At 70.4% G+C, this 24,446-nt stretch carries 19 protein-coding genes and 1 pseudogene; 9 read left to right on the plus strand and 11 right to left on the minus strand.

The window, feature by feature from the left end:
- Together AC5L3X_RS26700 and AC5L3X_RS26705 are read right to left on the minus strand one after the other, a co-directional pair.
- A partial coding sequence (locus tag AC5L3X_RS26700; protein WP_494860509.1) for an RNA-guided endonuclease InsQ/TnpB family protein occupies positions 1–627 on the minus strand: 627 nt, incomplete at its 3' end.
- Positions 620–837: pseudogene (locus AC5L3X_RS26705) on the minus strand (transposase). The gene AC5L3X_RS26700 and the pseudogene AC5L3X_RS26705, both read right to left, overlap by 8 nt.
- Positions 838–991: 154 nt before the next feature.
- On the opposite strand from AC5L3X_RS26705, the gene AC5L3X_RS26710 reads away from it, so the two are divergent.
- Positions 992–1,801, plus strand: a complete 810-nt coding sequence (locus AC5L3X_RS26710) for an inositol monophosphatase family protein (protein WP_494860511.1) — start codon at positions 992–994, stop codon at positions 1,799–1,801.
- A gap of 40 nt (positions 1,802–1,841) precedes the next feature.
- Here AC5L3X_RS26710 and AC5L3X_RS26715 read toward each other — a convergent pair whose 3' ends face one another.
- Positions 1,842–3,014 carry an ArsB/NhaD family transporter gene (locus AC5L3X_RS26715; protein WP_494860512.1) on the minus strand — a complete coding sequence of 391 codons (1,173 nt, stop codon included), beginning with the start codon at positions 3,012–3,014 and terminating at the stop codon, positions 1,842–1,844.
- Between the two features lie 57 nt (positions 3,015–3,071).
- On the opposite strand from AC5L3X_RS26715, the gene AC5L3X_RS26720 reads away from it, so the two are divergent.
- Positions 3,072–8,663, plus strand: coding sequence for a WD40 domain-containing protein (locus AC5L3X_RS26720; protein WP_494860514.1), 5,592 nt, complete (start codon positions 3,072–3,074; stop codon positions 8,661–8,663).
- Here the strand turns inward: AC5L3X_RS26720 and AC5L3X_RS26725 are convergent, their stop codons facing one another.
- The 7 genes from AC5L3X_RS26725 to polA all read right to left on the minus strand — a co-directional run bounded on the left by AC5L3X_RS26725 (position 8,664) and on the right by polA (position 16,729).
- On the minus strand, positions 8,664–9,494 hold the full coding sequence (locus AC5L3X_RS26725; protein ID WP_494860647.1) for a pentapeptide repeat-containing protein: 831 nt from the start codon (positions 9,492–9,494) through the stop codon (positions 8,664–8,666). It lies immediately after the preceding gene.
- Positions 9,495–9,570: 76 nt separating this feature from the next.
- Complete coding sequence (locus AC5L3X_RS26730) at positions 9,571–9,732, minus strand: hypothetical protein (RefSeq protein WP_494860516.1); 162 nt, start codon at positions 9,730–9,732, stop codon at positions 9,571–9,573.
- Between the two features lie 181 nt (positions 9,733–9,913).
- Positions 9,914–10,516: a dephospho-CoA kinase gene (coaE, locus tag AC5L3X_RS26735; protein WP_494860518.1), complete on the minus strand. Its 603-nt coding sequence runs from the start codon at positions 10,514–10,516 to the stop codon at positions 9,914–9,916.
- A 9-nt stretch (positions 10,517–10,525) separates the two neighbouring features.
- Positions 10,526–11,017 carry a GNAT family N-acetyltransferase gene (locus AC5L3X_RS26740; protein WP_189126692.1) on the minus strand — a complete coding sequence of 164 codons (492 nt, stop codon included), beginning with the start codon at positions 11,015–11,017 and terminating at the stop codon, positions 10,526–10,528.
- Positions 11,018–11,138: 121 nt separating this feature from the next.
- Entirely contained in the window at positions 11,139–12,632 is a 1,494-nt protein-coding gene (gene rpsA, locus AC5L3X_RS26745; RefSeq protein ID WP_189126573.1) for a 30S ribosomal protein S1, read from the minus strand.
- A gap of 204 nt (positions 12,633–12,836) precedes the next feature.
- A complete protein-coding gene (locus AC5L3X_RS26750) occupies positions 12,837–13,904 on the minus strand; it encodes a polysaccharide deacetylase family protein (protein ID WP_494860520.1) in 1,068 nt (355 codons plus the stop codon).
- 134 nt (positions 13,905–14,038) lie between these two features.
- The gene (gene polA, locus AC5L3X_RS26755) at positions 14,039–16,729 is read right to left on the minus strand and encodes a DNA polymerase I (RefSeq protein WP_189126575.1); all 2,691 of its coding nucleotides are present in this window, start codon (positions 16,727–16,729) and stop codon (positions 14,039–14,041) included.
- Positions 16,730–16,791: 62 nt separating this feature from the next.
- Between polA and AC5L3X_RS26760 the strand changes: the two genes are divergently transcribed.
- The 6 genes from AC5L3X_RS26760 to AC5L3X_RS26785 all read left to right on the plus strand — a co-directional run bounded on the left by AC5L3X_RS26760 (position 16,792) and on the right by AC5L3X_RS26785 (position 22,067).
- Complete coding sequence (locus AC5L3X_RS26760; protein ID WP_189126576.1) at positions 16,792–17,205, plus strand: PaaI family thioesterase; 414 nt, start codon at positions 16,792–16,794, stop codon at positions 17,203–17,205.
- 540 nt (positions 17,206–17,745) lie between these two features.
- A complete protein-coding gene (locus AC5L3X_RS26765) occupies positions 17,746–18,888 on the plus strand; it encodes a branched-chain amino acid ABC transporter permease (protein ID WP_494860521.1) in 1,143 nt (380 codons plus the stop codon).
- A gap of 11 nt (positions 18,889–18,899) precedes the next feature.
- A complete protein-coding gene (locus tag AC5L3X_RS26770; RefSeq protein WP_189126578.1) occupies positions 18,900–19,886 on the plus strand; it encodes a branched-chain amino acid ABC transporter permease in 987 nt (328 codons plus the stop codon).
- Positions 19,876–20,814 (plus strand): ABC transporter ATP-binding protein, encoded by a 939-nt coding sequence (locus AC5L3X_RS26775; RefSeq protein WP_189126579.1) that lies wholly within the window; start codon positions 19,876–19,878, stop codon positions 20,812–20,814. Before AC5L3X_RS26770 ends, AC5L3X_RS26775 begins: the two co-directional genes overlap by 11 nt.
- Positions 20,811–21,608, plus strand: a complete 798-nt coding sequence (locus AC5L3X_RS26780; RefSeq protein WP_189126580.1) for an ABC transporter ATP-binding protein — start codon at positions 20,811–20,813, stop codon at positions 21,606–21,608. The genes AC5L3X_RS26775 and AC5L3X_RS26780 overlap by 4 nt, the downstream gene beginning before the upstream one ends.
- Positions 21,609–21,668: 60 nt before the next feature.
- Positions 21,669–22,067 carry a hypothetical protein gene (locus tag AC5L3X_RS26785; RefSeq protein ID WP_494860522.1) on the plus strand — a complete coding sequence of 133 codons (399 nt, stop codon included), beginning with the start codon at positions 21,669–21,671 and terminating at the stop codon, positions 22,065–22,067.
- A gap of 45 nt (positions 22,068–22,112) precedes the next feature.
- Here AC5L3X_RS26785 and AC5L3X_RS26790 read toward each other — a convergent pair whose 3' ends face one another.
- On the minus strand, positions 22,113–23,405 hold the full coding sequence (locus tag AC5L3X_RS26790) for an ABC transporter substrate-binding protein (RefSeq protein WP_225263721.1): 1,293 nt from the start codon (positions 23,403–23,405) through the stop codon (positions 22,113–22,115).
- A 188-nt stretch (positions 23,406–23,593) separates the two neighbouring features.
- On the opposite strand from AC5L3X_RS26790, the gene AC5L3X_RS26795 reads away from it, so the two are divergent.
- Positions 23,594–24,445, plus strand: coding sequence for a putative periplasmic lipoprotein (locus AC5L3X_RS26795; RefSeq protein ID WP_494860524.1), 852 nt, complete (start codon positions 23,594–23,596; stop codon positions 24,443–24,445).
- The last annotated feature ends 1 nt before the right edge of the window (position 24,446 follow it).

Raw genomic sequence — 24,446 nt, forward strand, 5'->3', positions numbered from 1 at the left:
GGCCACGTGTGCGCCGTCGCTGGTGGTGACAAGCGAGGCGACGCCCATGTCGATCCCGGCCACCGCGCCCGTGGGGGGCAGCGGCTCGGCGGGCACGTCGTCACACGACAGCACCACGTACCAGCGGCGGCCCTCCCGCTTCACACTGATCGTCTTCACCCGGCCCCTGACCGGCCGGTGCTGGTTGGCCCGGACATGCCCGATGCCCTGCAACCGCACGAACGTCGCGGCCGGGTGCTCGGGCTGAGAGTCCCACCGGCAGCCGTCGCCGTCCTTGGGCCACTCGACCGTGTCGAACCGGCCCCGGCCCTTGAACCGGGGAAATCCCGGGGTACGCCCGGCCTTGACCCGGTCGAAGAACGCGCGAAACGCCTTGTCGAGGCGGCGCAGGGTGGCCTGCTGGGAGGAGAAGCTCCAGCGGCCCTGCCTGTCGGGGTCGTCGCCGCGAACGTGCTTCAACTCGGCCGACTGGTCGCCGTAACGGATGCTCGCCCCGGCCTTGGCGTAGGCGGTGCGGCGGTGCTCCAGGGCGGCGTTGTGGATCTGCCGGTGGTCCTCCAGGCATGCCGCGAGCGTGGCGGCCTGCTTGCTCGTGGGACGGAGCAGGAACTTGTACGACCTACGCACGGCCACCGCCTTCGGGCCGCTCGTACCGCGTCTCGATATAGCGCTGCACCGTCTCGGCCGACACCGCGCCGGCCGTGGCCACGAAGCAGGACCGTGACCACAGTGTGGGCAGTTGGGAGCGCAGGTGCCGCGGCGATACTTCGGGCACCACACCACGTGGTACCCGAGGTCATACGCCGCACCGGGAGAAGTGCCTACCTGACGAGCCACGCGATCATCATGACAGCGCCGCCCATCCAACATGCGACGAACGGAGATCTCTGATGCGCAGACCAGGCGGGTCACCGCACGCCCGGGCCTTGACGGCCCTCCCGCTCCCGATGCCCCCGTCACCTCAAGGTGACGGTCCCCTCGGGAGACGCTGATGGATCTGGATCACGCTCGCGCGGTCGCCGTGGACGCCGCGCGGGCCGCGGGCGCCCTGCTCCTGGCCGGCACCGGCGGCACCGGCGGCACCGTCCAGGTGCGGTCCAAGGGCGGCTCCGGCGACGTGGTGACCGACCTCGACCTGGCCTCGGAGAAGCTGCTGCTGGAGCGCATCCTGACGGCCTTCCCCTCGCACGCGGTGATCGCCGAGGAGTCCGGCCTGCTGGGCGCGTCGGGCGGGGAGTGGACCTGGCTGGTCGATCCGCTCGACGGCACCAACAACGTGGCGATCGGCCTGCCCGCCTACGTCGTGGGCCTGGCCCTGTGCCGGGCCGGCCGGCCCATGCTGGGCGTGGTGCACGACCCGGTCACCGGCCAGACCTGGTCCGCGATCCGGGGCTGCGGCGCCGTCACCGCCTCGGGGGTACGGCTGGCCGCCCCCTACCGTCCCTCACCGCACGGGCCGCTGCTGGCGTGGACCCAGGGCTACACCGTGTCCAGGGACGACGCGACCGTACGAGCGCTGAAGACGGCTCTGGAGCTGGGGGCGCGGCGGGTCCTGCAGTTGTGGGCGCCGCTGCTGTCGTGGGCGATGCTGGCCCGGGGCGACATCGACGGCATGGTGGGTTACCGGGCCGAGGCGGTCGACCTGCCCGCCGGGGCGCTCATCGCGCGCGAGGCCGGCGTCGAGATCCGCGCCCTGGACGGCGGGCCGTTCGAGGAGGGCATCGACGGCACGGCCGACGACCGCAGCTTCGTCGCGGCCCACCCGCACGCGCTGCCGGCCCTGCTCGCGCTGATCCGCTGAGCGCCGCCGACCCGCCGGGCGCTCCTGATCCGCCGAATGGTCAGGTCGTCGCGACGAGGGCCCAGGTGGTGAGCAGCACCCCGGCGACCGCCAGGCCGGTGCCGGTCAGCACGAAGCGGCGTATCGGCACCCTGACGTCGTGGCGGCGGCACGACTCGAACCACAACAGCGTGGCCAGCGAGGCCCAGGGCGTGACGACTGGGCCGACGTTCGTGCCGGTGAGCAGGGCGAGCAACTGGCCCTGCTCACCCGGCGGGATGATCTCCTCGACGGCCTTGTAAGCGGGCAGGTTGTTGATCAGGTTGGACAGCCCGGCTCCGACGGCGGCCGTGCGGTAGGGGTCACGCTCGGCGCCGAGCAGCCAGCCCATCAGGTCGGCCAGACCGTACCTGCTGAGGGTCGGCACGACCAGGAACAGGCCCGTCACGAAGACGAGCAGTTGCCAGGGGACCAGGCTCCAGGAGAGCCGGGCGCGGGCGCGCAGCGCGAACGCCACCACCACGATCAGCGCGGCCGCCGGCGCCGCGACGGCGACGTGCACGTTGAGCAGCAGCAGGCCGATGAACAGCGCGCACGCGGCCGAGGCGGCCGTGAACAGCACCCGGTCGCCGACCGGCTCCAGCAGGGGCGGGACGTAGCGCAGGTCGCGCCGCTCGCCACGCCGCCAGTAGAACACCCACAGGAAGACCATGGTGACCGTGATCGAGACGAGCTGCGGCGCCCACATGCGCGCGGCGAACCCCTGGGCGTCCAGGCCGATCTTCTCCATGCCCAGGAGGTTGGTCAGGTTGGAGACCGGCAGCAGCAGGCTCGCGGTGTTGGCCAGCCAGATCGTGGTCATGGCCAGCGGCAGGGCGGCGATGCGGGCCTTGGGCGCGAGGGCCAGCATGACCGGGGTGAGCAACACCGCAGTCGTGTCGAGGTTAAGAAATATCGTGACAAACGATGCGAAGGCCGTACACAGGAGGAAGAGGGCGACGTAGTTGCCGCGGCCCAGCACCGCCATCCTGGCCGCGACGGCGTCGAAGACCTGAGCCTCCTTGGTCAGCTCCGCCAGCACGATGACGCCCACCAGGAACACCAGCAGCGGCCCGATCTCGTCGAGGCTCTCGATCGCGTCTCGCAGAGGAAGCAGCCCGGTCGCCACGAAGATCAGACCGAGCGTGAGCAGCCCGATCCTGATCCAGTCGAGCACGCCAAGACGCCGCCACACTCGACGATGATCGCACATCGACTCCAAAACGCCGATCCCGCGAGGGATACTGAGCAGATGGCACGTGAGGGCAGGCCGACCGAGATCTTCGTCAGCTACTCCCCCGCCGACACGGCATGGGCGACGTGGATCGCATGGGAGCTCGAGGCGGCGGGCTACAAGACGATGATCCAGGCCTGGGACTTCGTGCCCGGCACCAACTTCATCGACTTCATGGACCGCGGCGTCAGCGAGGCGCACCTGGTCGTGGCGGTGCTCTCGCGCAACTACCTGACCTCTCGCTACGGCCGCCTGGAGTGGCAGGCCGCGCTGCGCGCCGATCCCGACAACCCGTCGAACAAACTGGTCACGATCAGGCTGGAGGACGTCCGGCTCGAAGGGCTGCTGTCCACCATCACCTGGGTCGACCTGCTCGGCGTGACCGACTCCGGGCAGGCCAGGGCGCTGCTGCTGGGGCGTGTCGGGGAGGCGCTGGCCGGCCGGGCCAAGCCGGAGGCGGCGCCCGCCTTCCCCACCGGCACCGCCCCCGGGGTGCCGCTGCCCGCGCCGACCCTGCCGCCTCCCGCCGAGCGCTCCCGCTCGCGCCGCGCCCCGGTCACCGCGCCCAGATTCCCGCCGTCGGCCACGACCGACCGGCGCCGCGAGTCGCTCAGCGTCCTGCACATCGGCGGGCCCCGGTTCGGCCGCGCGCTGCCCGACCCCGGCGACCCGTTCACCCCCGAGGACATGCAGGCGCGCATCTGGGCCGACCTGACGGCCATGTACGACAAGGGCATGCCGCGGCCCGACCTCATGGTCGTCAGCGGCGACCTGACCGAGTCGGGCAGCCTCGGGCAGTTCGGCCAGGCCACCCGGTTCGTCACCGACCTGCGGCTGCTCGTCGGGCTGGAGCCGCACCGCCTGGTGATCGTGCCGGGGCCGCGCGACGTCACCAAGGCCGCGGCCAGCGCCTACTTCCTCACCTGTGAGGCCGACGACGTCAGCCCGCAGCCGCCCTACTGGCCCAAGTGGCGCCACTTCGCCGGGCTGTTCGGCGAGGTCTACCAGGGGCTGGACGACCGGGTGTTCGACGGCGGGCAGCCGTGGACCCTGTTCGAGGTGCCCGACCTGCAGGTGGTGGTGGCCGGGCTCAACTCCACCATGGCCATGAGCCACCTCGAGCGTGACGCCTTCGCCCTGCTCGGAGAGGCGCAGGCCGCGTGGTTCGCCGAGCGGCTGCGGCCGTACGAGGAGCGCGCGTGGCTGCGGCTCGGCGCGCTGGGCCATCCACCGGCGGCGCTGCGCGACGCGCCGGGCTACGAACGCCTTCTGTCGCACCGGCTCAACCTGACGTTCCACGGCTCGGGAACGACGGCCGGCGCTCCGGGCGGGGACGGGGTCGTGGTCGGCGCGCCGAAGGCCGGGCGCCACCAGGTGGTCGAGATCACCGCCGACGGGATGCGGATCTGGCTGCCCGACGGCGAGCCCGTACGCGCCGCCCACCGCTGGCGAGCCGCGCAGGCCACGTTCACCGGTGAGACGCCGTCCGTGCCGGCGCCCCGGCCGGAGCCCGCCGAGCGCGAGCCGAGCCCCGTCGAGCTGCTGCTCGACCGGATCACCGAGGTGTGCGAGGCCCGGCACGAGCGGGCCAGGATCCGCCGGTTCGCGGGCCACCTCGTCGTCACCCATCCCGAGGACGGCTTCGTCCGCCAGACGATGATCGGCGCGCACGTGGGCGAGGTCGACGCCGGCACCGCCGAAGACTTCGTCCGTCGGGCGCACGCCGCCGACCTGGCGTCCGAGCTCGTCTACCAGGGCCCGCCCCCGGCCCGGCCGCTCCGCGACGACCTCATGCGCAGGGGCGTGCGGCTGCGGAGCTTCACCGAGTTCCAGGGCCTGCTCGACCTGTCCGGCTACGTGGCCGAGCAGACCGCGAGGCTCAGCGCCGACCGCCGCTACCCGCCCGGCCTGTACGTCCCGCAGCGCTACCGCGAGCTCGACCGGCCCGGCCACCAGATCAGGCACGGGCTTACCGACGAGCTGATGCGGCTGCTGGCGTCCGACCACGGCAGGTTCCTGCTGCTGCTCGGCGACTTCGGCCACGGCAAGACGTTCGCGCTGCGCGAGCTGGCCAGGCGCATCCCGGCCGAGCTGCCCCACCTGACGCCGATCCTGATCGAGCTGCGCGCCCTGGACAAGGCGCACTCGGTCGACGCCCTGGTGGCCGCCCACCTGGCCAACCACGGCGAGGAGTACATCGACCTCAAGGCGTTCCGCTACCTGCTGCGGCAGGGCCGGATCGTGCTGCTGTTCGACGGCTTCGACGAGCTGGTCACCCGGCTGACCTACGACCGGGCGGCCGACCACCTGACGACGCTGCTGGCCGCGGCCGAGGACAAGGCGAAGATCGTGGTCGCCAGTCGCACCCAGCACTTCAAGTCGCACAGCCAGGTGCTCACCTCGCTCGGCGAGATGGTGGGGGTGCTGCCGCAGCGCCGGGTGCTGGGCGTCGAGGACTTCACCCGCGACCAGATCCGCTCCTACCTGGCCAACCGGTTCGACGACGGCGACGAGGCCACGGCCCGCATGTCGCTGATGGAGGGCATCAAGGACCTGCTCGACCTGGCGCAGAACCCGCGCATGCTGAGCTTCATCGCCGACCTCGACGCCGACCGGCTGCGCACGGTGGCCGGCGCCCGCCACACGATCAGCCCGGCCCTGCTCTACGAGGAGATCCTCAGCTCCTGGCTGGCCTTCGAGGAGCGCCGGGCCAAGGTGCCCGGCTCGGCGACGGCGCTGACCACCGCGGAGCTGTGGCAGGCGGTGACGGCGCTCGCGCTGCGGCTGTGGGACTCCGGCGAGTCACTGCTCGGCGTGGACGAGCTGACCGAGATCGCCGAGACGCTGTCCGACCTGGCAGGGGGTCAGCTCACCACCGCGCACACCGTCTACGCGATGGGCTCGGGCAGCCTGCTGGTGCGCACCGACGAGGGCATGTTCGGGTTCATCCACTCCTCGGTGATGGAGTGGCTGATCGCCCGGCACATCGCGGCGACGATCGACGCCCCGGTGACGCTGTCGAGGCGGCCGCTGTCGGCGCTGATCGTCGAGTTCCTGTGCGACCTGGCCGACATGCGGGCGCTGCGGGAGTGGGTGGCCGATCCGCCCGGCGACGACGTGGCCCGCGCCAACGCCGTCAAGATCGCGGCCAGGCTGCGCACACCGGCGCGGGCCGACCTGCGCGGCGCCAACCTCAAGGGCGAGGACCTGTCGGCGCGCGACCTGCAGGAGGTCGACCTGACCGGCGCCGACCTGACCGACGCCACGCTGGCCGGCACCAACCTGTCCCGTGCCGTGCTGCGCGACGCCAAGCTGGTGGGCGCGCGGCTCGACGGGGCCCGGCTGACCGGCGCCGACCTGCGCGGCGCCGACCTGTCCGGAGCCCGGCTGGCCCGGACCGACCTGAGCGACGTGTCGGCCGAGGGCTCCCGCTGGCACCGCGCCACGCTGATCAACGTGATGGGCACACTGCCGGCGCTGCCGGGCGCGGCCATGGTGCCCGGCCAGCCGGTCGAGACACAGCTCGCCCCGGCCGGGATCGGCGTGCCGTACGGATATCATTTCCAGACCAGCCGCCTGCCCGAGCCCATCGCCTACAGCCCCGACGGGTCGACGATCGCGATCGGCGGCGAGGACGGCAGCGTGCTGCTCTGCGTCGGCGGCGCGCCCGTGCGCACCCTCCAGGGGCATCACGGCCGCGTCTACGCCGTGTCGTTCGCCGGCGACCTGCTGGCCACCGGCGCGAGCGACGGAACCGTGCTGCTGTGGCACTCCCTCACCGGCGAGCGGCTGCGGCGGCTGTCCGGCCATCCCGACGGCGTCTGGCCCGTACGACTCAGCCCCGGCGCCGATCTGGTGGCGGCGGGCGGCGGCGACGGCGTGGTCCGCCTGTGGGAGACGGCCACCGGGCGGCAGGTCCACCAGCTCACCGGTCACCAGGAGCCCGTCTACACGGCCTCGTTCGGCCCCTCCGTGCTGGTGACGGGCGACTCGGCGGGCATGGTGCGGATCTGGGACCTCACCTCGGGTGCGGTGATCGGCACCCTCGACGGGCATCGCGGCTCGGTCTACCGCGCCGTGCACAGCCCCGACGGGGCGCTGCTGGCCACCGGCGACGAGGCCGGCACCGTACGCGTGTGGGACACCACGTCATGGACGCTGCGCCATGAGCTGACCGGCCACACCGGCGGCATCTACTGCGTGACCTTCTCCCCCGACGGCTCCGCGCTGGCGACCGGCGACACGGCCGGCACCGTACGGCTCTGGGACCCGGTCGCCGGCCGGGCACGCGGCATACACACCGCCCACGACGCGACGATCTACCAGGTGACGTTCAGCCCCGACGGCCGCAAGCTCGCCAGCGGCGACCGCAACGGCATCGTCCGGCTGCAGGAGGTGGGCGGCACGGCGCGGGTCGAGCTGACCGGCCACCGCAGCTCGGTGTGGCCGTTCGCGTTCCGCCCCGACGGTGACCAACTGGCCACCAGCAGCAACGACGGCACGGTCCGGCTGTGGGACCCGGTGACCGGGCAGTGCCAGCGGGTGCTGCGCGGCCACGGCCGGCGCATCTCCTCGGTACGGTTCAGCGCCGACGGCTCGATGCTGGCGACCAGCGGCAACGACGGCGTCGTCCGGGTGTGGGAGCCGCGCACCGGGCGACGGTTGCGCGAGTTCACCGGAACGGCCGACCGGCTCATCTCCGCCGTGTTCTCCCCTGCCGGGCCGGTGCTCGCCACCTCCAGCAACGACGGCGGCGTGCACTTCTGGAACGCCACCACGGGCGACTACGAGCGTGAGCTCAACGCCGAGACCGAGCATGTGTGGGCCGAGACGTTCAGCCCCGACGGCGCCCTGCTGGCCACGGCCAACGACGACGACAGCGTGCGGGTCTGGTATCGCGCGACGGGCCGCCTGGTGACCAACCTGGCCGACCACCGCGGCCGGGTCCGCTCGATAGCGTTCAGCCCCGACGGCCGCTACCTGGCGACGGGCTGCGACGACCGGCTGGTCCGCATCTGGCACGTCGAGTCAGGCGGCCGGGTGGCGACGCTCGACGGCCACACCGACCGGGTCTACTCGGTGGTGTTCTCCCCGTCGGGCCGCCGGCTGGCGAGCGCGAGCAACGACGGACGGGCCATGGTGTGGGAGCTGCGCCCCGGCCAGCCGTGGCAGCCGGTGCTCAGGCACACGCTCACCCAGCACACCGGACGGTTGTGGAGCGTGGCGTTCAACGCCGCCGGCGACCGCCTGGCCACGGGCGGCGACGACCTGACCGTGCGGGTGTGGGACTCGGAGACCGGCCGGTTGCTGCACACGCTGGCGGGGCACGCCCGCCGGGTGTGGTCGGTGGCCTACAGCCCCACGTCCGACCTGCTGGCCAGCGCCGGAGACGACGGGGTGGTGATCCTCTGGGAGGGCTCGACCCGCCGGGCGACGCTGCTGGGGCTGCCGGAGGGCTGGGCCGCGCTGTCGCCTGACGGGCGCTACAAGGTGCAGGGCGAGCTGGCGGGACAGTTCTGGCACGTCATCGGGATGTCCAGGTTCGAGCTGGGCGAGCTGGATCCGCACCTGCCGGGGGTGCGCCAGGTGCCGCTGGAGGCACCCTTCTGATCACCTGCGGCGACCGGCCCCGCGTGGCGCCGCCCAGTGCGCGGGGCGCGTGAGGGTGTCCGGCACTCTCGTGGCCGTGTCGCCCCTGGCCGCGTTGAGCTGCGACTGGGTGACGAAGATGGCCCCGGTGAGGTCGGCCCCGCCGAGGTCGGCGCCCCGCAGGTCGGCTCCGATGAGATCGGCCGTCCGCAGGTCGGCCCGCCTCAGGTCGGCTCCGATGAGGTAGGCGCCTCTCAGGTTGGCCGCCCTCAGGTCGGCGCCGCCGAGCTTGGCGCCGATGAGGTCGGCTCCACGCCGGTCCTTGCGCCGCGGGATCTCACCGCGCACCAGCTCGCTCGTACGCAGCAACAGGGTGTTGACCTGCTGCCGGTGCGCCGCCACGTCCAGCTCCACGAGGGCGCCGGGGTCGCGGAGGGTGAGGCGCTCGGTCTCATCGAGCGCGAGGCGGAGCTCGTCGTGGATCGGGCGTGCCCGCGGGAGCGCCAAGGCCTGCGTGAGGTACCACAGCAGCTCGTGCAGCTGCCGCATGATCGGGAACACCTCGAACATCCGCTGGGCCGTGTCCGGGGCCCGCCGCCAGTCGTGGCCGCCGAAGGTGACCTGTGAGACCTTCTGGCCCGCGCCGAAGCAGTCGTAGACGGTGCAGCCCGCGAACCCCTGCTGCCGCAGCGTGCCGTGAATGCCGCAGCGGAAGTCGTCACGCAGGTTGTGGCACGGCTGCCCGGCGTCCTTGCCGACCGCGAAGTCGGCCGACGCCGCGAAGGGCAGCGCCACGCAGCACAGCCCGAAACAACTGCCGCAGTCGGCGCGCAACTCCCGCCCGTCGGTCATGCACACGTCCGCCACACTCCTCCTCACGTGCTGATGAACCCGGCCGATCCTATCCCCGGCGCGGTGCCCGCTCTCCTCATCCGAGATCGTCTCTCTCCCGGGCACCGATCCCGAGCCGCGCCCGGAGCGCCCGTACGCTGGCGGCGAGCTGCTCGGCGTCCAGTCTCGTGGAGAGCCGCGCCACGAGCCGGCCGAAGGGGTCCTGGGATCGCGAGCTGCCACGAATCCGTCCGCTCACGGAGCGCCTCCTGCCGTGCCTGGGCGGGACAACCAGCCGGGCTCGGGCCGGCGACGGGACCGGTAGGCCCTGCTGATCGCCTCGTGAGCCCGCTCGGCGCCGTCGGGAGTGATCTTGTAGGAGCGGCGGCGCGGCCGGGCTCAGCCTCGGGCCCCTGCCTCTCGGCGTGATACGGGGCGGGTCAGCCTCGGGCGGCGCGGCTTCGCAGGTCATCCCAGACCTCGTCGACCCTGGCGTCGAGGTCGTCCAGCGAGCCGTCGTTGTCGATGACGATGTCGGCGATCTTGAGGCGGTCCTCGCGGCCGGCCTGGGCGGCGATGCGGGCCTTGGCGTCGTGCTCGGCCATGCCGCGGTGCTCGGCCAGCCGGGCCAGGCGCGTCTCGTCGGAGGAGTCGACGACCACGACCACGTCGTACATGGGGGCCAGGCCGTTCTCTGCCAGCAGCGGCACGTCGTAGACCACGATCGCGTCGGCGGCGGCCTGCGCCTGCAGCTCGGCGACCCGCTCCCCCACCAGCGGATGGACGATGGCGTTGAGCGAGGCGAGCTTGTCCGGGTCGGCGAAGACGATGCCGCCGAGCTTCTCCCGGTTGAGCGAGCCGTCGGGGCGCAGCACCTCGGCGCCGAAGGCCGCCACCACCCTCGCCAGCCCGGGGGTGCCGGGCTCGACCACCTCGCGGGCGATCCTGTCGGCGTCGATCACGACGGCGCCCTTGGACGCGAGCCGCCTGGAGACCTCGCTCTTGCCCGACCCGATGCCGCCGGTGAGACCAATCATCAGCACGCGGCCAGCCTAGCCGCGCGGGGCGTGGGGCGGCAGTGCGGGGATCTGCTCTCTGCGCAGGTGGACGAGCGTCAGGTGCTCGTCCATGCGTTCGCGATGGGTCTCACGGTAGCCGAGGCGCCGGTAGAGCCGCAGGTTGCCTGCGGACAGGTGTCCGGTGAACAGGTCGAACGTGGTCGCCGCCGGCATCTGCTCGTGCAGCGCGCCGAGCAGCGCCGTGCCGAGCCCGTGGCCCTGCCGGTCGGGCGCGACGACCAGCCTGCCCACCAGGCAGGTCGTGCCGGACGGCCGGCCGCGCACGGCGCCGATGATCCGGCCGGCGTCGACCGCCTTGAGCACGATCCCGCCCTCGACGGCCTTGCGGACCTGCTCGACGGACTCCACCAGCGGCGGGATGAACGGGTCGCCGTAGAGCTGCGCCTCGCTCACGTAGGCCGCCCGCTGGACGGTGAGGATCTCGCCCGCGTCGGCGGTCAGCGCCCGCTCGATGTCCACCCGCAGCACCCTACGCCAGCCCGGACGACCACCGCCAACGGGCCATCTGCCGGCCCCGGCGGCCGGAACGCGGAGAAGCCCCGCACGAACCCGTGCGGGGCTTCTCCGGACTGTCTTCTTGTTCCCTTTAGCTCTGACCGCCGGCGAGCTTCTCGCGCAGAGCCGCGAGAGCCTCGTCGGAGGCGAGAGCGCCGCTGGCCGGAGCCGACGACGAGGAGGAGGAGCCGCCGCTCGACTGCGGCTGCGTCTCGCCGGAGTAGGTCGAGGGAGCGGCCTCGCCGGCCTCCGCCTCGGCCTTGCGGGCCTCCTCGATCTGCTTCTTGTGCGCCTCGAAGCGAGTCTGGGCCTCGGCGTACTGCCGCTCCCACTCCTCACGCTGCTTGTCGAAGCCCTCGAGCCACTCCCCGGTCTCCGGGTCGAAGCCCTCCGGGTAGATGTAGTTGCCCTGGTCGTCGTAGGTCGCCGCCATGCCGTAGAGCGTGGGGTCGAACTCGACCTCGGTGCCGACACCCTCGTTGGCCTGCTTCAGCGAGAGGCTGATGCGACGGCGGTCGAGGTCGATGTCGATGATCTTGACGAAGATCTCGTCGCCGACCTGGACGACCTGCTCCGGGATCTCCACGTGGCGCTCGGCCAGCTCGGAGATGTGGACCAGACCCTCGATGCCCTCCTCGACCCGGACGAACGCACCGAACGGCACCAGCTTGGTGACGCGGCCGGGCACGACCTGGCCGATCTGGTGGGTGCGGGCGAACTGCTGCCACGGGTCTTCCTGGGTGGCCTTGAGCGACAGGGAGACGCGCTCGCGCTCCATGTCGACGTCGAGGACCTCGACCGTGACCTCCTGGCCGACCTCGACGACCTCGGACGGGTGGTCGATGTGCTTCCAGGACAGCTCGGACACGTGGACCAGGCCGTCGACGCCGCCGAGGTCCACGAACGCGCCGAAGTTGACGATCGAGGAGACGACGCCCTTGCGGACCTGACCCTTCTGCAGGGTGTTGAGGAACGTCTGGCGAACCTCGGACTGCGTCTGCTCAAGCCAGGCGCGGCGCGACAGGACCACGTTGTTGCGGTTCTTGTCGAGCTCGATGATCTTCGCCTCGAGCTCGCGGCCGACGTAGGGCTGCAGGTCGCGGACGCGGCGCATCTCGACCAGGGACGCCGGGAGGAAGCCACGGAGGCCGATGTCGAGGATGAGACCACCCTTGACGACCTCGATGACGGTGCCGGTGACGATGCCGTCCTCGTCCTTGATCTTCTCGATCGTGCCCCAGGCGCGCTCGTACTGGGCGCGCTTCTTGGACAGGATCAGCCGGCCCTCCTTGTCCTCCTTCTGGAGAACCAGGGCTTCGACGTGCTCGCCGACCTCCACGACGTCAGCGGGATCGACATCGTGCTTGATCGACAGCTCACGCGAGGGAATGACTCCCTCGGTCTTGTAGCCGATATCGAGAAGAACCTCGTCTCGATCGACCTTGACGACGGTGCCCTCGACGATGTCGCCGTCGTTGAAGTACTTGATGGTCTCGTCGATCGCTGCGAGGAAGGCTTCCTCGGACCCGATGTCGTTGACCGCTACCTGCGGGGTGCTCGAGGTTGCCTCAGTGCTGGACGTCATGTGTGGAATTGCTCCGAACGCGGACAGGATGTCGATGTGGCGGACGCGCGGCAGGCCCTCTTCCGCATCAAGCCGAGGAGTTACGACATCGACGTGACCGAGCGCGAGCCCGCTCCGTCTGAGGCGCGCGCGAGCCCACAGCGCAGCGATCAGCATATGAGACCTAGGGCGCGGGGTCAATCCAGGCCACACATGCGCACCGATTCAGTAGGCGATGACCTGACCATGCCGCTTGGGGGCGATATTACCGCGAAGTCGCCGTGGCACGGAGATCCGATCCGGGTCGCCGTCGGACACGTAGCGCCTACCGGGATGGCGGTCGAGCCACTCCAGCCAGTACTGCGAACACCAGGTGCGGCATTCGCCCTTCTTGCCGTTGCTCTGGATCCGCTGGATCGCGCCGCGGTCGAAATTTTTCGCGTATGGCGAAACCGACGGCTCGGCTCCGGCCAGGAAGACCCCGTCGAAGTCGTAGGCCGTGCCGTCCCAGCGGCCGGCGCGGGCCAGCTTCTTGGGCCTCGGCAGGATCCCGTACGGCAGGGCCATGGTCGTGGACGGCCTGCCCCCCAGCCTGTGCAGCAGACGTTCGAGCCGGGCGATCTGCTCGCGGACCTTCTTCTTCGGCACGGCGGCCAGGTTGGCGTGCGACCAGGTGTGGTTGGCCACCTCGAAGCCGTGGTCGGTCAGCCAGCGCACGGCCGCGGCCTGCTGCCCCGCGTCGCGCAGCCCGAACGGCTCGCGGTTGACCCAGAACGTGGCCACGGGCCGGAACGACGGGTATCTCCTGGCCACATCGAGGATCATGCCGACCGCCGTGTCAGGACGGGGATTGCCGCTCGCGTCGAGCCCGAAGTGGCTCTCGTGCCCGTCGTCGAAGGTCAGCACGACGGGGAACTTGCCGGCCGGGACCCGGACGTCGCCGGTGGCGAACTCGCCGGCGGTGATCGGCGCGTAGCCGCGCTTGGCGAGCCGTTCGAGCTCCCGCTTGAACTGTTCGGGCGTGCGGTCGATGGAGGCATGGCGTTTCTTCAGGATCCGGTGGTACATCAGGACCGGCACCAGGCCGGCCTCGTTGGCCTTGACCTGGCGGGCGAACTCGGGGGTGGCCACCACGCCCGGCGGCCGGTCGTCGATGGGCGGTTGCGACGGCTGCGACGCCGACGGCTGCGGCTGCGCCGTGGCCGCGGTGTGCCCTCGGGCGGGCGCCTGCCCGGAGGAGGGGATCACCATCAGCCCGATGATCGCGAGAATCACCACCACGATGTTGGCCATGCCGATGATGCGCGTGGGGGACGCTGATAACCGCACAGAACTCCCGTACCGTTCGGGTGGAATCGGCCTTACAGCCTAGTCCAGACCCGATCAGCCGGGCGCGGCGGCGATCTCCGCGCCCGACCGGAACGGCCTCAGTGGCCGGCGTCCTCCCACGTGCGGCCGACGCCGACCGAGACCTCCAGCGGCACCCGCAGGTGGTAGGCGGCGTTCATCTGGTCGCACACGAGCCGCGTGAGCGGGTCGAGCTCGCCCGGTGCCACCTCGAACACCAGCTCGTCGTGGACCTGCAGCAGTATCCGGGAGGAGAGCCCCGCCTCGCCGATGGCCTGCCGGACGTGGAGCATGGCGACCTTGATGATGTCGGCCGCCGACCCCTGGATGGGGGCGTTGAGCGCCATCCGCTCGGCCATCTCGCGCCGCTGCCGGTTGTCGCTGGTCAGGTCGGGCAGGTAGCGGCGGCGACCCATGATGGTCTCGGTGTAGCCGTCGGTGCGCGCCTGCCGGACGATGTCGTGCAGGAAGTCGCGGACCCCGCCGAACTCCTGGAAGTACTCCTCCTTCAGCGCCCGCGCCTCGGCCACCGGGATGTTGAGCTGGCCGGACAGCCCGAAGTCGGACAGGCCGTAGGCCAGGCCGTAGTTCATCGCCTTGATGCGGGCGCGCAGCTCGCCGTCGATCTGCTCGGGCGGCAGGTTGAACACCCTGGCCGCGGTCGCCCGGTGGAAGTCGTGGCCCGACTCGAACGCCTCGATCAGCGACTCGTCGCCCGACAGGTGGGCCATGATGCGCAGCTCGATCTGGCTGTAGTCGGCGGTGAGGAGCGTCTCGTAGCCCTCGCCGACCACGAAGCCCTGCCGGATGCGGCGGCCCTCGGCGGTGCGGATCGGGATGTTCTGCAGGTTGGGCTTCTCCGACGACAGCCGGCCCGTCGCGGCGATGATCTGGTTGAAGGTCGTGTGCACGCGCCCGTCGTCGGCGATCTCCTTGATCAGACCCTCGACCGTGGTGCGCAGCCGGGTCTGGTCGCGATGCCGCAGCATGATCACCGGGAGCTCGTGGTCGGTCTGCGTGGCCAGCCAGGCCAGCTGGTCGGCGTCGGTGCTGTAGCCGGTCTTGATCTTCTTGGTCTTCGGCAGCGCCAGCCTGCCGAACAGGATCTCCTGCAGTTGCTTGGGCGAGCCGAGGTTGAACTGCTCGCCGACCGCCCGGTGCGCCTCCTCCACCGCGTGCTTGACCGCGGCGCCGAACTCGGCCTCCAGCGCGGCGAAGTATTCGCCGTCGACGGCGATGCCGGCCCGCTCCATCTCGGCCAGCACGCTCAGCAGCGGCAGCTCCACGTCGGTGAGCAACTGGGTGCCGCCGCGGCCGGCCAGGAAGCCCTCCAGCGCCTCGGCCAGCTCCAGCACGGCGTGGGCACGCAGCGCGAGGTCCTTGGCCGGGGCGTCGTCGTCGTCGCCGAACAGCGCGGCCTGCCCGTCGGACTCCTGCTCGGCGCGCAGGTCGCGGTTGAGATAGCGCCTGGCCAGGTCTTCGAGCGTGAACGTGCGCTGGCCCGGCATCGCCAGGTAGGCGGCCAGCGCGGTGTCGCAGGACAACCCGCGCAGGGTCATGCCCTGCGCCCACAGGGCGAGGATCGGCCCCTTGGCGTCGTGCACGGCCTTGAGCCTGGAGTCGTCGGCGAGCCAGGCGCGCAGCGCCGCCTCGTCGGCCTCGGTGAGCTTGGCGGGATCGATGTGGGCCGCGGTGCCGTCGGGCGAGGCGATGGCGATGGCGTCGATGCGGCCGGTGCCGCTGCCGTAGGCGCCCTTGAAGGCGAGGCCCGCGCGGCCGGCCGGCAGCGCGTCCAGCCAGCCGGCCACGCGGTCGGGCCCGAGGATGACGGTCTCGACCTCGAAGCCCAGCTCGGGCTCCTGCTCGCCGGTGCCGAGCGTCTTGAACACCCGCTCGCGCAGCTCGCCACGGATCTGCAGGGTGTCGAAGAGCTTGTTGATCTCCTCGCGCTCCCAGCCGCCCTGCTTGAGGTCGGCCAGATCGACGTCGAGCGCGACGTCGCGGAGCAGCTCGGTGAGCCGGCGGTTCATCAGCACCTGGGCGACGTGGTCGCGCAGCTTGTCGCCGACCTTGCCCTTGACCTCGTCGACCCGGTCGACCAGCGCGGTCAGCGAGCCGAACTCGCGCACCCACTTGGCGGCGGTCTTCTCGCCCACGCCGGGGATGCTCAGCAGGTTGTCGCTGGGGTCGCCGCGCAGCGCGGCGAAGTCGGGATACTGCTGGGGGGTCAGGCCGTACTTCTCCTGGACCGCCTCGGGGGTGAAGCGCGTCATGTCGCTGATGCCGCGGCGCGTCATCAGCACCGTGACGTGCTCGTCGACCAGTTGCAGCGCGTCGCGGTCGCCGGTGACGATCAGCACGTCCATGCCCTCGGCGGAGGCGCGCGTGGCCAGCGTGGCGATCAGGTCGTCGGCCTCGAAGCCCGGCTTGGACAGGTGCGGGATGCGCAGCGTGCCGAGCAGCTCGTAGATCAGCTGCATCTGGCCGCGGAAGTCCTCGGGCGTCTCGCTGCGGTTGGCCTTGTAGTCGGCGTACTCCTCGTGCCGGAACGTCGGCTCCGAGCGGTCGAAGGCGACCGCCACGTGCGAGGGCCGCTCGTCGCGCAGGATGTTGGTCAGCATCGAGGTGAACCCGTAGACCGCCTCGGTGTGCTGACCGTCGGTGGTCATCAGGTTGGCGTCCTTGAGCGCGTAGAACGCACGGTAGGCCAGGGAATGCCCGTCGAGCAGCAGCAGGCACGGGCGGCTGGGGGTCACTTCACTCTTCGGCACACCAGCAGCCTAGTCTGCGACTACGACAGAAAACCCGAGCTCGAACGTCTGGAGGCATCCCCTTGACACAGACCGATCCCACAGAACTCACCGCGTACGCCGCCGTGCACGCGGGCACCCTCGCCGAGCGCATCGGCGTGGAGTTCCTTGAGATCAGCGCCGAGCGGGTGGTGGGGCGGATGCCGGTCGAGGGCAACACCCAGCCGTACGGCCTGCTGCACGGCGGCGCCTCGGTGGCCCTGGCCGAGACGCTCGGCTCGGTGGGGGCCGCGGTCCACGCGGGGCCCGAGCGCGTCGCCGTGGGCATCGAGATCAACGCGACCCACCACCGCTCGGCGACCTCGGGGCACGTGACCGGCGTGGCCACCCGGCTGCACGGCGGCCGCACGCTGGCCAGCTACGAGATCGAGATCCTCGACGAGCAGGGACGACGCGTCTGCACGTCCCGGCTGACCTGCATGCTGCGTGATCGCTGAACGCCACGCGACTTCCGTGCGCCCTTTGCACACGCACCCCACGGCTCGCTACGGTTGTCCGAGCAGAGCCCGCGGGGGGGCCGAGTAGATAACGTGTGAGGCCGGGGAAGCCTTGCATGGTCCCAAAGGCCACCCCTCGGGCTCTTTCGCGTTCCGATCGGCATTCGTTCATGTTCGCCCGATCTCACACCAGGCGTATCCGGTTATTTAGCCCCTGACCTGCGCCTTGCCACCTCACATCAGTGACACACGCATGTCACTAATTGGTGACGAACGATACTGAACCGGGCGTTCGCGGAATAGGCTCCCGCCAGCATCCAGATGTGCCTGCGATGCCCGCGTGTTCAAGCTGGAGGGGCAACCCCCCGTTGACCTACTGAGGGAGCACCATTGCGCAGAGCCGTGATCGCGTTCACGGCCTTCCTGAGTGGACTCGTTCTCCTGCTTCTCTCCGCGCCCGCCTACGCGGCGGCACCGGAACAGAGCCTGAGAGGGACACTCACGTACCAAGGCCAGCCAGTGAACGGCGTGAAAATCGTCGTGACCACAGAGAGCGGACAACCCGTCGCGGAGGTCACCAGTAACGCCCAGGGCACGTGGCAGGTCCCCGTCGACAAGCCGGGGAAATACAAGGTCACACTGGATGTCAGCACTCTTCCCCAGGACACCGAGGTCCGGGGTGGCAACAACGTCCGCAACCCGACGGTCTTCGAGGGCAACCCCGCCGCGGTGCTCTTCGCTCTGCAGGCCAAGGGCGGCGCCGGCCCCGGAGGCGAGAACGACACCACCGGGCAGAGCACCTTCTGGGACCAGGCGGCCCAGCTCACCTTCGAGGGCCTCAACCTCGGCCTCATCATCGCGCTCGCCGCGCTCGGCCTCTCGCTCATCTACGGCACCACCGGCCTGACCAACTTCGCCCACGGCGAGCTGGTCACCCTGGGCGCCCTGCTCGCCTACGCCTTCAACTCGGGCATCGGCCTGCACCTCATCCCCGCGGCCCTGATCGCGGTGATCCTGGCCGGCGGGCTCGGCTACGCGCAGGACAGGTTCTTCTGGGGCCAGCTGCGCAGACGGGGCACCGGCATCATCGCCATGATGATCGTCTCGATCGGTGTGGCGATCTTCCTCAGATACCTCTTCCTCATCCTCTTCGGCGGTGAGAGCCAGTCCTACCTGCAGTACACCGCCCAGCCGGGCATCCAGATCGGGCCCATCTCCGCCGCGCCGAAGAACTTCGTCGCCATGGGCATCGAGCTGTTGGTCCTCGTCATCGTCGGCCTCGCGCTGATGCGCACCCGCACCGGCAAGGCGGCCCGCGCCGTGGCCGACAACCCGGCCCTCGCCTCCTCCTCCGGCATCAACGTCGACCGGGTCATCCGCATCATCTGGACCATGGGCGGCGCCATCGCCGCGCTGGCCGGCATCATGCTGGGCCTGTCGCAGAACCTGAAGTTCACCATGGGCCAGGACATCCTGCTGCTCATCTTCGCCGGCGTCACGCTCGGCGGGCTCGGCACCGCGTTCGGCGCGCTCGTCGGCTCGCTCATCGTCGGCCTGTTCATCCAGCTGTCGACACTGTGGGTGCCACCAGAGCTCAAGAGCGTGGGCGCGCTGGCCGTACTCATCATCGTGCTCCTCTTCCGGCCGCAGGGCATCCTGGGCCGCCGCGAGCGGATCGGCTGACGGGGGGAACCATGGACTGGATCACGATCATCTCCACCACCGTCAAGGCGGCCATCGGCGTCGAGACGGTCTGGTACGCACTCGCCGCCATCGGCATCAACATCCACTTCGGCTACACCGGCCTGCTCAACTTCGGCCAGTCGGCCTTCCTGGCCGTCGCCGGCTACGGCCTGGCCGTCACCGTCACCGTGCTCGGACTGCCCTTCTGGGTGGGCATCGGGGTCGGCCTGCTCTCGGCCGTCCTGCTGGCCCTCCTCCTGGGCATCCCCACACTGCGCCTGCGGGCCGACTACCTGGCCATCGTCACCATCGCGGCGGCCGAGATCGTCAGGCTCGTCTTCCGCTCGGTGGCGTTCAAGGACGTCTTCGGCGGCTCCGACGGCCGGCGAGGCTTCTCCGACGGCTTCTACGCCATGAACCCCTTCTCTCCCGGGACGTACGGCTTCGGCTGGCTCAGCTTCAACGAGCGGGTGCTCTGGGTGCTGGTCGTCGGCTGGGCGCTGGTGGCCCTGTCCTGCCTCATCGTCTTCCTGCTCATGAAGAGCCCCTGGGGCCGCGTGCTCAAGGCGATCCGCGAGGACGAGGACGCCGTGCGCGCCCTCGGCAAGAACGTCTTCTCGTACAAGATGCAGTCGCTGATCCTCGGCGGCGTCATCGGCTGCCTCGGCGGCTTCATCTACGGGCTGGCCTACGCCTCGGTGCAGCCCGACATCTTCGGCACCGAGACCACCTTCTTCGCCTACACGATCGTCATCCTCGGCGGCGCCGCCCGCGTGTTCGGCCCCGTCGTCGGCTCGATGATCTTCTGGGTGCTGCTCGTACTGGTCAACGGCGTGCTCAGCGGCGCGGTCGAGTCCGGGCTGATCACCTTCATGGACTCCACGCAGGTCGGCCCGTTCCGCTACCTGCTGGTCGGACTGGGGCTGATCCTCTTGCTCGTCTACCGGCCACAGGGCGTCTTCGGGGACAAGAGGGAGATGGCAATCGATGCACGCTGAGACAACCGCCACCGAACGCAAGGCCGCGGCGCTGGCCGCCTTCAAGGATCTCGCCCGCGACCCCGGCGTGCCCAAGCCCGACCCGATCCTGGTCGTCGACAACGTGGTGCGCCGCTTCGGCGGCCTCACCGCGGTCGAAGTCGAGCACGTCGAGGTCCAGCGCGGCTCCATCACCGCCCTGATCGGCCCCAACGGCGCCGGCAAGACCACGTTCTTCAACCAGCTCACCGGCTTCGACACGGCCGACTCCGGCCAGTGGACGTTCAACGGCCGCAGCATGAACGGCGTGCCCGCCCACAAGGTGGCGCGCGCCGGCATGGTCCGCACCTTCCAGCTCACCAAGGCGCTGTCCAAGCTCACCGTGCTGGAGAACATGCGCCTGGGCGCGCAGGGCCAGAAGGGCGAGAGCTTCTGGCGCGCCCTCCTGCCCGCCTTCTGGAAGGGCCAGGAGGACGCGATCACCGAGCGGGCCGACGAACTGCTGACCAGGTTCAAGCTCGACGCCAAGCGCGGCGACTTCGCCGGCTCGCTCTCCGGCGGCCAGCGCAAGCTGCTGGAAATGGCCCGCGCGCTCATGGTCGAGCCCGAGCTGGTCATGCTCGACGAGCCGATGGCCGGCGTCAACCCGGCGCTGACCCAGTCGCTGCTCGGCCACGTCAAGGACCTGCGCGAGCAGGGCATGACCGTGCTGTTCGTCGAGCACGACATGGACATGGTGCGCGACATCAGCGACTGGGTGATCGTCATGGCCCAGGGCCACGTGATCGCCGAGGGACCCCCCGAGACGATCATGTCCGACGAGCGCGTCATCGACGCCTACCTCGGCGCCCACCACGACGCCCCCCTGTCGGAGAGCGAGCTCGAGGAGCAGCTCCACGAGGCCGAGGCCGCGCTCGAAGCCGAGATCGAGGAGGAGACGCAGAAGTGAACGCCGACCCCGAATCCGCGTCCGCGTCGAAGTCGGCCGTCACCGACCGCAGCGCGCACCTGGCCGGCGCCGAGAGCGCCGTCCTGCGCTGCGACGAGCTGATCGCCGGCTACCTGCCGGGCGTCAACATCCTCAACGGCTCCGACCTGTACGTCGGCGAAGGCGAGCTCATCGGCATCATCGGCCCCAACGGCGCCGGCAAGTCGACGCTGCTCAAGGCGATGTTCGGGCTGGTCAACATCCGCAGCGGCACGGTCGTGCTCAAGGGTGAGGACATCACGAACATGAAGGCGCACTCCCTGGTCTCCCGGGGCGTCGGCTACGTCCCGCAGACCAACAACGTCTTCCCGAGCCTCACCATCGAGGAGAACCTCGAGATGGGCGCCTTCCAGGTGCCGGGCAAGTTCAAGGAACGCTTCGAGTTCGTCGCCGAGCTGTTCCCCGCCCTCAAGGAACGGCGCAAGCAACGCGCCGGCTCCCTGTCGGGCGGCGAGCGGCAGATGGTGGCGATGGCCAGGGCGCTCATGACCGAGCCGTCCGTGCTGCTGCTCGACGAGCCCTCGGCCGGCCTGTCGCCCAAGCTGCAGGACCTGGTGTTCATCCAGGCCCAGCAGATCAACAAGGCCGGCGTGACCGTCATCATGGTGGAGCAGAACGCCAGGCGCTGCCTGCAGATCTGCCACCGCGGCTACGTCCTCGACCAGGGCCGCAACGCCTACACCGGCACCGGCCGCCAGCTGGCCAACGACCCCAAGGTGATCGAGCTCTACCTCGGCACCCTGGCCAAGGCCTGAACCTCATCCCACCGGCGAAGGGGCTCCTCACGGGGCTCCTTCGCCGTTTTAATGGGCGCCGTGAGACGTTTAGCGGCTTTGGCGATCCTGCTCCCCCTGCTGGCCGGCTGCCAGCAGTCCCCGGCCCGCACCGGCCAGTACAGCACCGGCGGCGACCCTGCCGACGATCCCTGCGCGCGGGTGGTCTCCGCCATCGGCTACGCCGACCTCCTGCTGCGCCCACGCGGCGAGGAGGACGACCAGAACTTCGAGAACGCCGTGCTCGGCCGGCTGGCCGAGGCCCGCGGCATCACCCTCCAGTACGGCCCCGCCCTGCCTGACGCCCTCGGCACGGCCGTACAGACCGTCCAGGAGGCGACGGCGGGCCTGGCCAGGGCCGACGTGCCACGCGCGCGTCAGGTGGCGCTCCTGAAGGACTACAGGGCCGCGGCCGACCAGATCAAGGCGGGCTGCGCATAGCGAAAGGGCCCGGTCCGAGGACCGGGCCCTTGCTGCCGAGAACTCCTAGCCGGCGATGTTGCCGGTGCGGTACTCGAGCGCCTTGGTCGGGTACTTGTTGTCGTCGCCGTACTCGTAGATGCCGATCGTGGCGACGGCCGGGTCACCGGCCTCGTTGAACTCGACCGGACCGCTCACGCCGTCGTAGTCGATGTCCTTGCCCGCCTTGATCAGCTCGACGCAGGACTTGAAGTCGTTGCACTTCTCGCCGCCCTTGCTGACCTCGGCCAGCTTCGCGGCGATGTCGGTGCCCGCGTCGCTCTTGGCGGCCTCGGCGGCCAGCGCGATCAGGTTGGCCGCGTCGTAGGACTCGGGCGCGTAGCTCAGGTCCTCGAGCTTGGGGTTGACGGCCTTGAGCTTGGCCTCGAACTCTCCCGTGGCGGCGGCGCCGGGGATGGTGCCCTTGACGCCCTTCAGGGTGCCCTTGGGCATCTTGACGTAGTTGGTGTTGGAGGTGTTGCCGTCGACCATGTACCACTTGTGCTTGTCGGCCGACAGACCCTGCTTGACCAGCTCCTGGACGACCTTGGCGGTCTCCTCGAAGCCGATCAGCACGATGCCCTTCGGGTTCTTCGCCTTGAGCTTCGTGATGTCGGCCGAGAAGTCGGCGGCCTTGGGGTCGTAGTCGATGCGCTCGACGACCTGGCCGCCTCCGGCGGTGACGGTCTCGGAGACCTGGTCGGCCAGGCCGGTGCCGTAGGAGTCCTGCATCGCCATGATGCCGACCGTGTCGTTGCCGTCGGCCACGACGAGGTCACCGAGCACCCGGCCCTGCAGCTTGTCCGGCGGCGAGGTGCGGAAGTAGAGGCCCTTGTCCTCGATCGTGGTGAACTTGTCGGAGGTGTTGGCGGGCGAGAACTGCACCACGCCGGCGCCCGTGATCTTGTCGATCACCGACTCCGACACCGACGACGACGCGGCGCCGATGATGGCGTCGGCCTTCTGGGCCAGCAGCTTGTCCACGGACTGCGACGCGATGTTCGTCGTCGTGTCACCCGAGTCGGTGTGAATGTTGACGACCGGCTTGCCGAGCACGCCACCGGCCTCGTTGATCTCCTTGACCGCCACGTCCACACCGGCGATCTCGGGCGGGCCGAGGAAGGCCAGCGAACCGGTCTGAGGAAGCAGTGTGCCGAGGGTCAGCGTGCCGTCACCCTTGGCCGCGGGAGCCGCCGATGATGGCGCCGCCGAATCGGATGGTTGGGTGGCGGTGTCACTGCCACCACCGCAAGCTGTCAGAGCGAGGCTGGTGGCAGCCACGACAGCAAGCGCCCGCCCCACGGGAGCAATGCGGATCATGAAGCGTCTCCTTCATCTCCAGGCCGGGATCCGGCGACACCGCCGACGTTCCCGAACGAATGACGGAAACGTACAAAACTGCTGGGTACTCCAACCAGATGCCGGTACGAACTGTCGGCACTTGGATGCGGAGTCGTAATCAGTCCTCAACTTACGAGAGCTGCACATGCGTGCCTAATGTGCCTTGAGTGAAGCGCACCACGGCACTCGTCGCCTCCGCCGTCCTCCTTTCCGGATGCGCGGCGGCCCAGCAACCCGTCCAGCCCTCCACGGAGCCCCCCGCAGGCGTCAGCGTCTCACTCGGGCAATGGCGCTCCGACGAGGCCGTCCACAGGCTCCAGGTGGCCGTCCGCAACACCACGGACACCCCCGTCTACTTCTCCGACCTGCAACTCGTCACCCCCGATTTCGCCACAGTCCCGCCCGAGCCCGCCGACGCCACCATCAAGCGCACCCAACGCACCGACCTGCCCATCCCGTTCGGCGCCGCCGCCTGCCCCCCCGACGGCCTGCCCGCCGGCTCGCGGCCCGCCACCGTCGTGGCCCGCCTCCGCACCGGCTCCGAACCGCTACGCAAGGTCGTCTTCGCGTTACCAGCCTCCGACCCGCTGCTCAGCAGGCTGCTGCGCGACGAATGCTCGGAACACCTCATCAAGCAGGCCGCGGACATCTCCTTCGGCCCCACCTGGACACGGGACGGCAAGAAGACGCGGGCCACCCTCGTGCTCAGCCGCCGCGGCACCGGCACGGTCACCGTCAACTCGATCGACGGCACCAGCCACTACATCATCGCCCCCGAACGCGAACGGCGCCCCCTCATCACCCTGGACGCGAACGCCCAGCGAACGGAGACGCCGGTCGTGATCACCCCCGGCCGCTGCGACCCGCACGCGTTCGCCGAGGCCAAGAAGGCGTTCCTGTTCCCCGTACGGGCCACCGTCGACGGAGGCGAGGAACGCGTCATCATCGTGCAGCCGCCCAAGCCGCAGCAGGACCGCCTCATCCACTTCGCGCTGGAGGTGTGCGGCCTGGACGGCTGAG

The sequence above is a fragment of the Nonomuraea sp. CX421 genome (genome assembly GCF_059358955.1).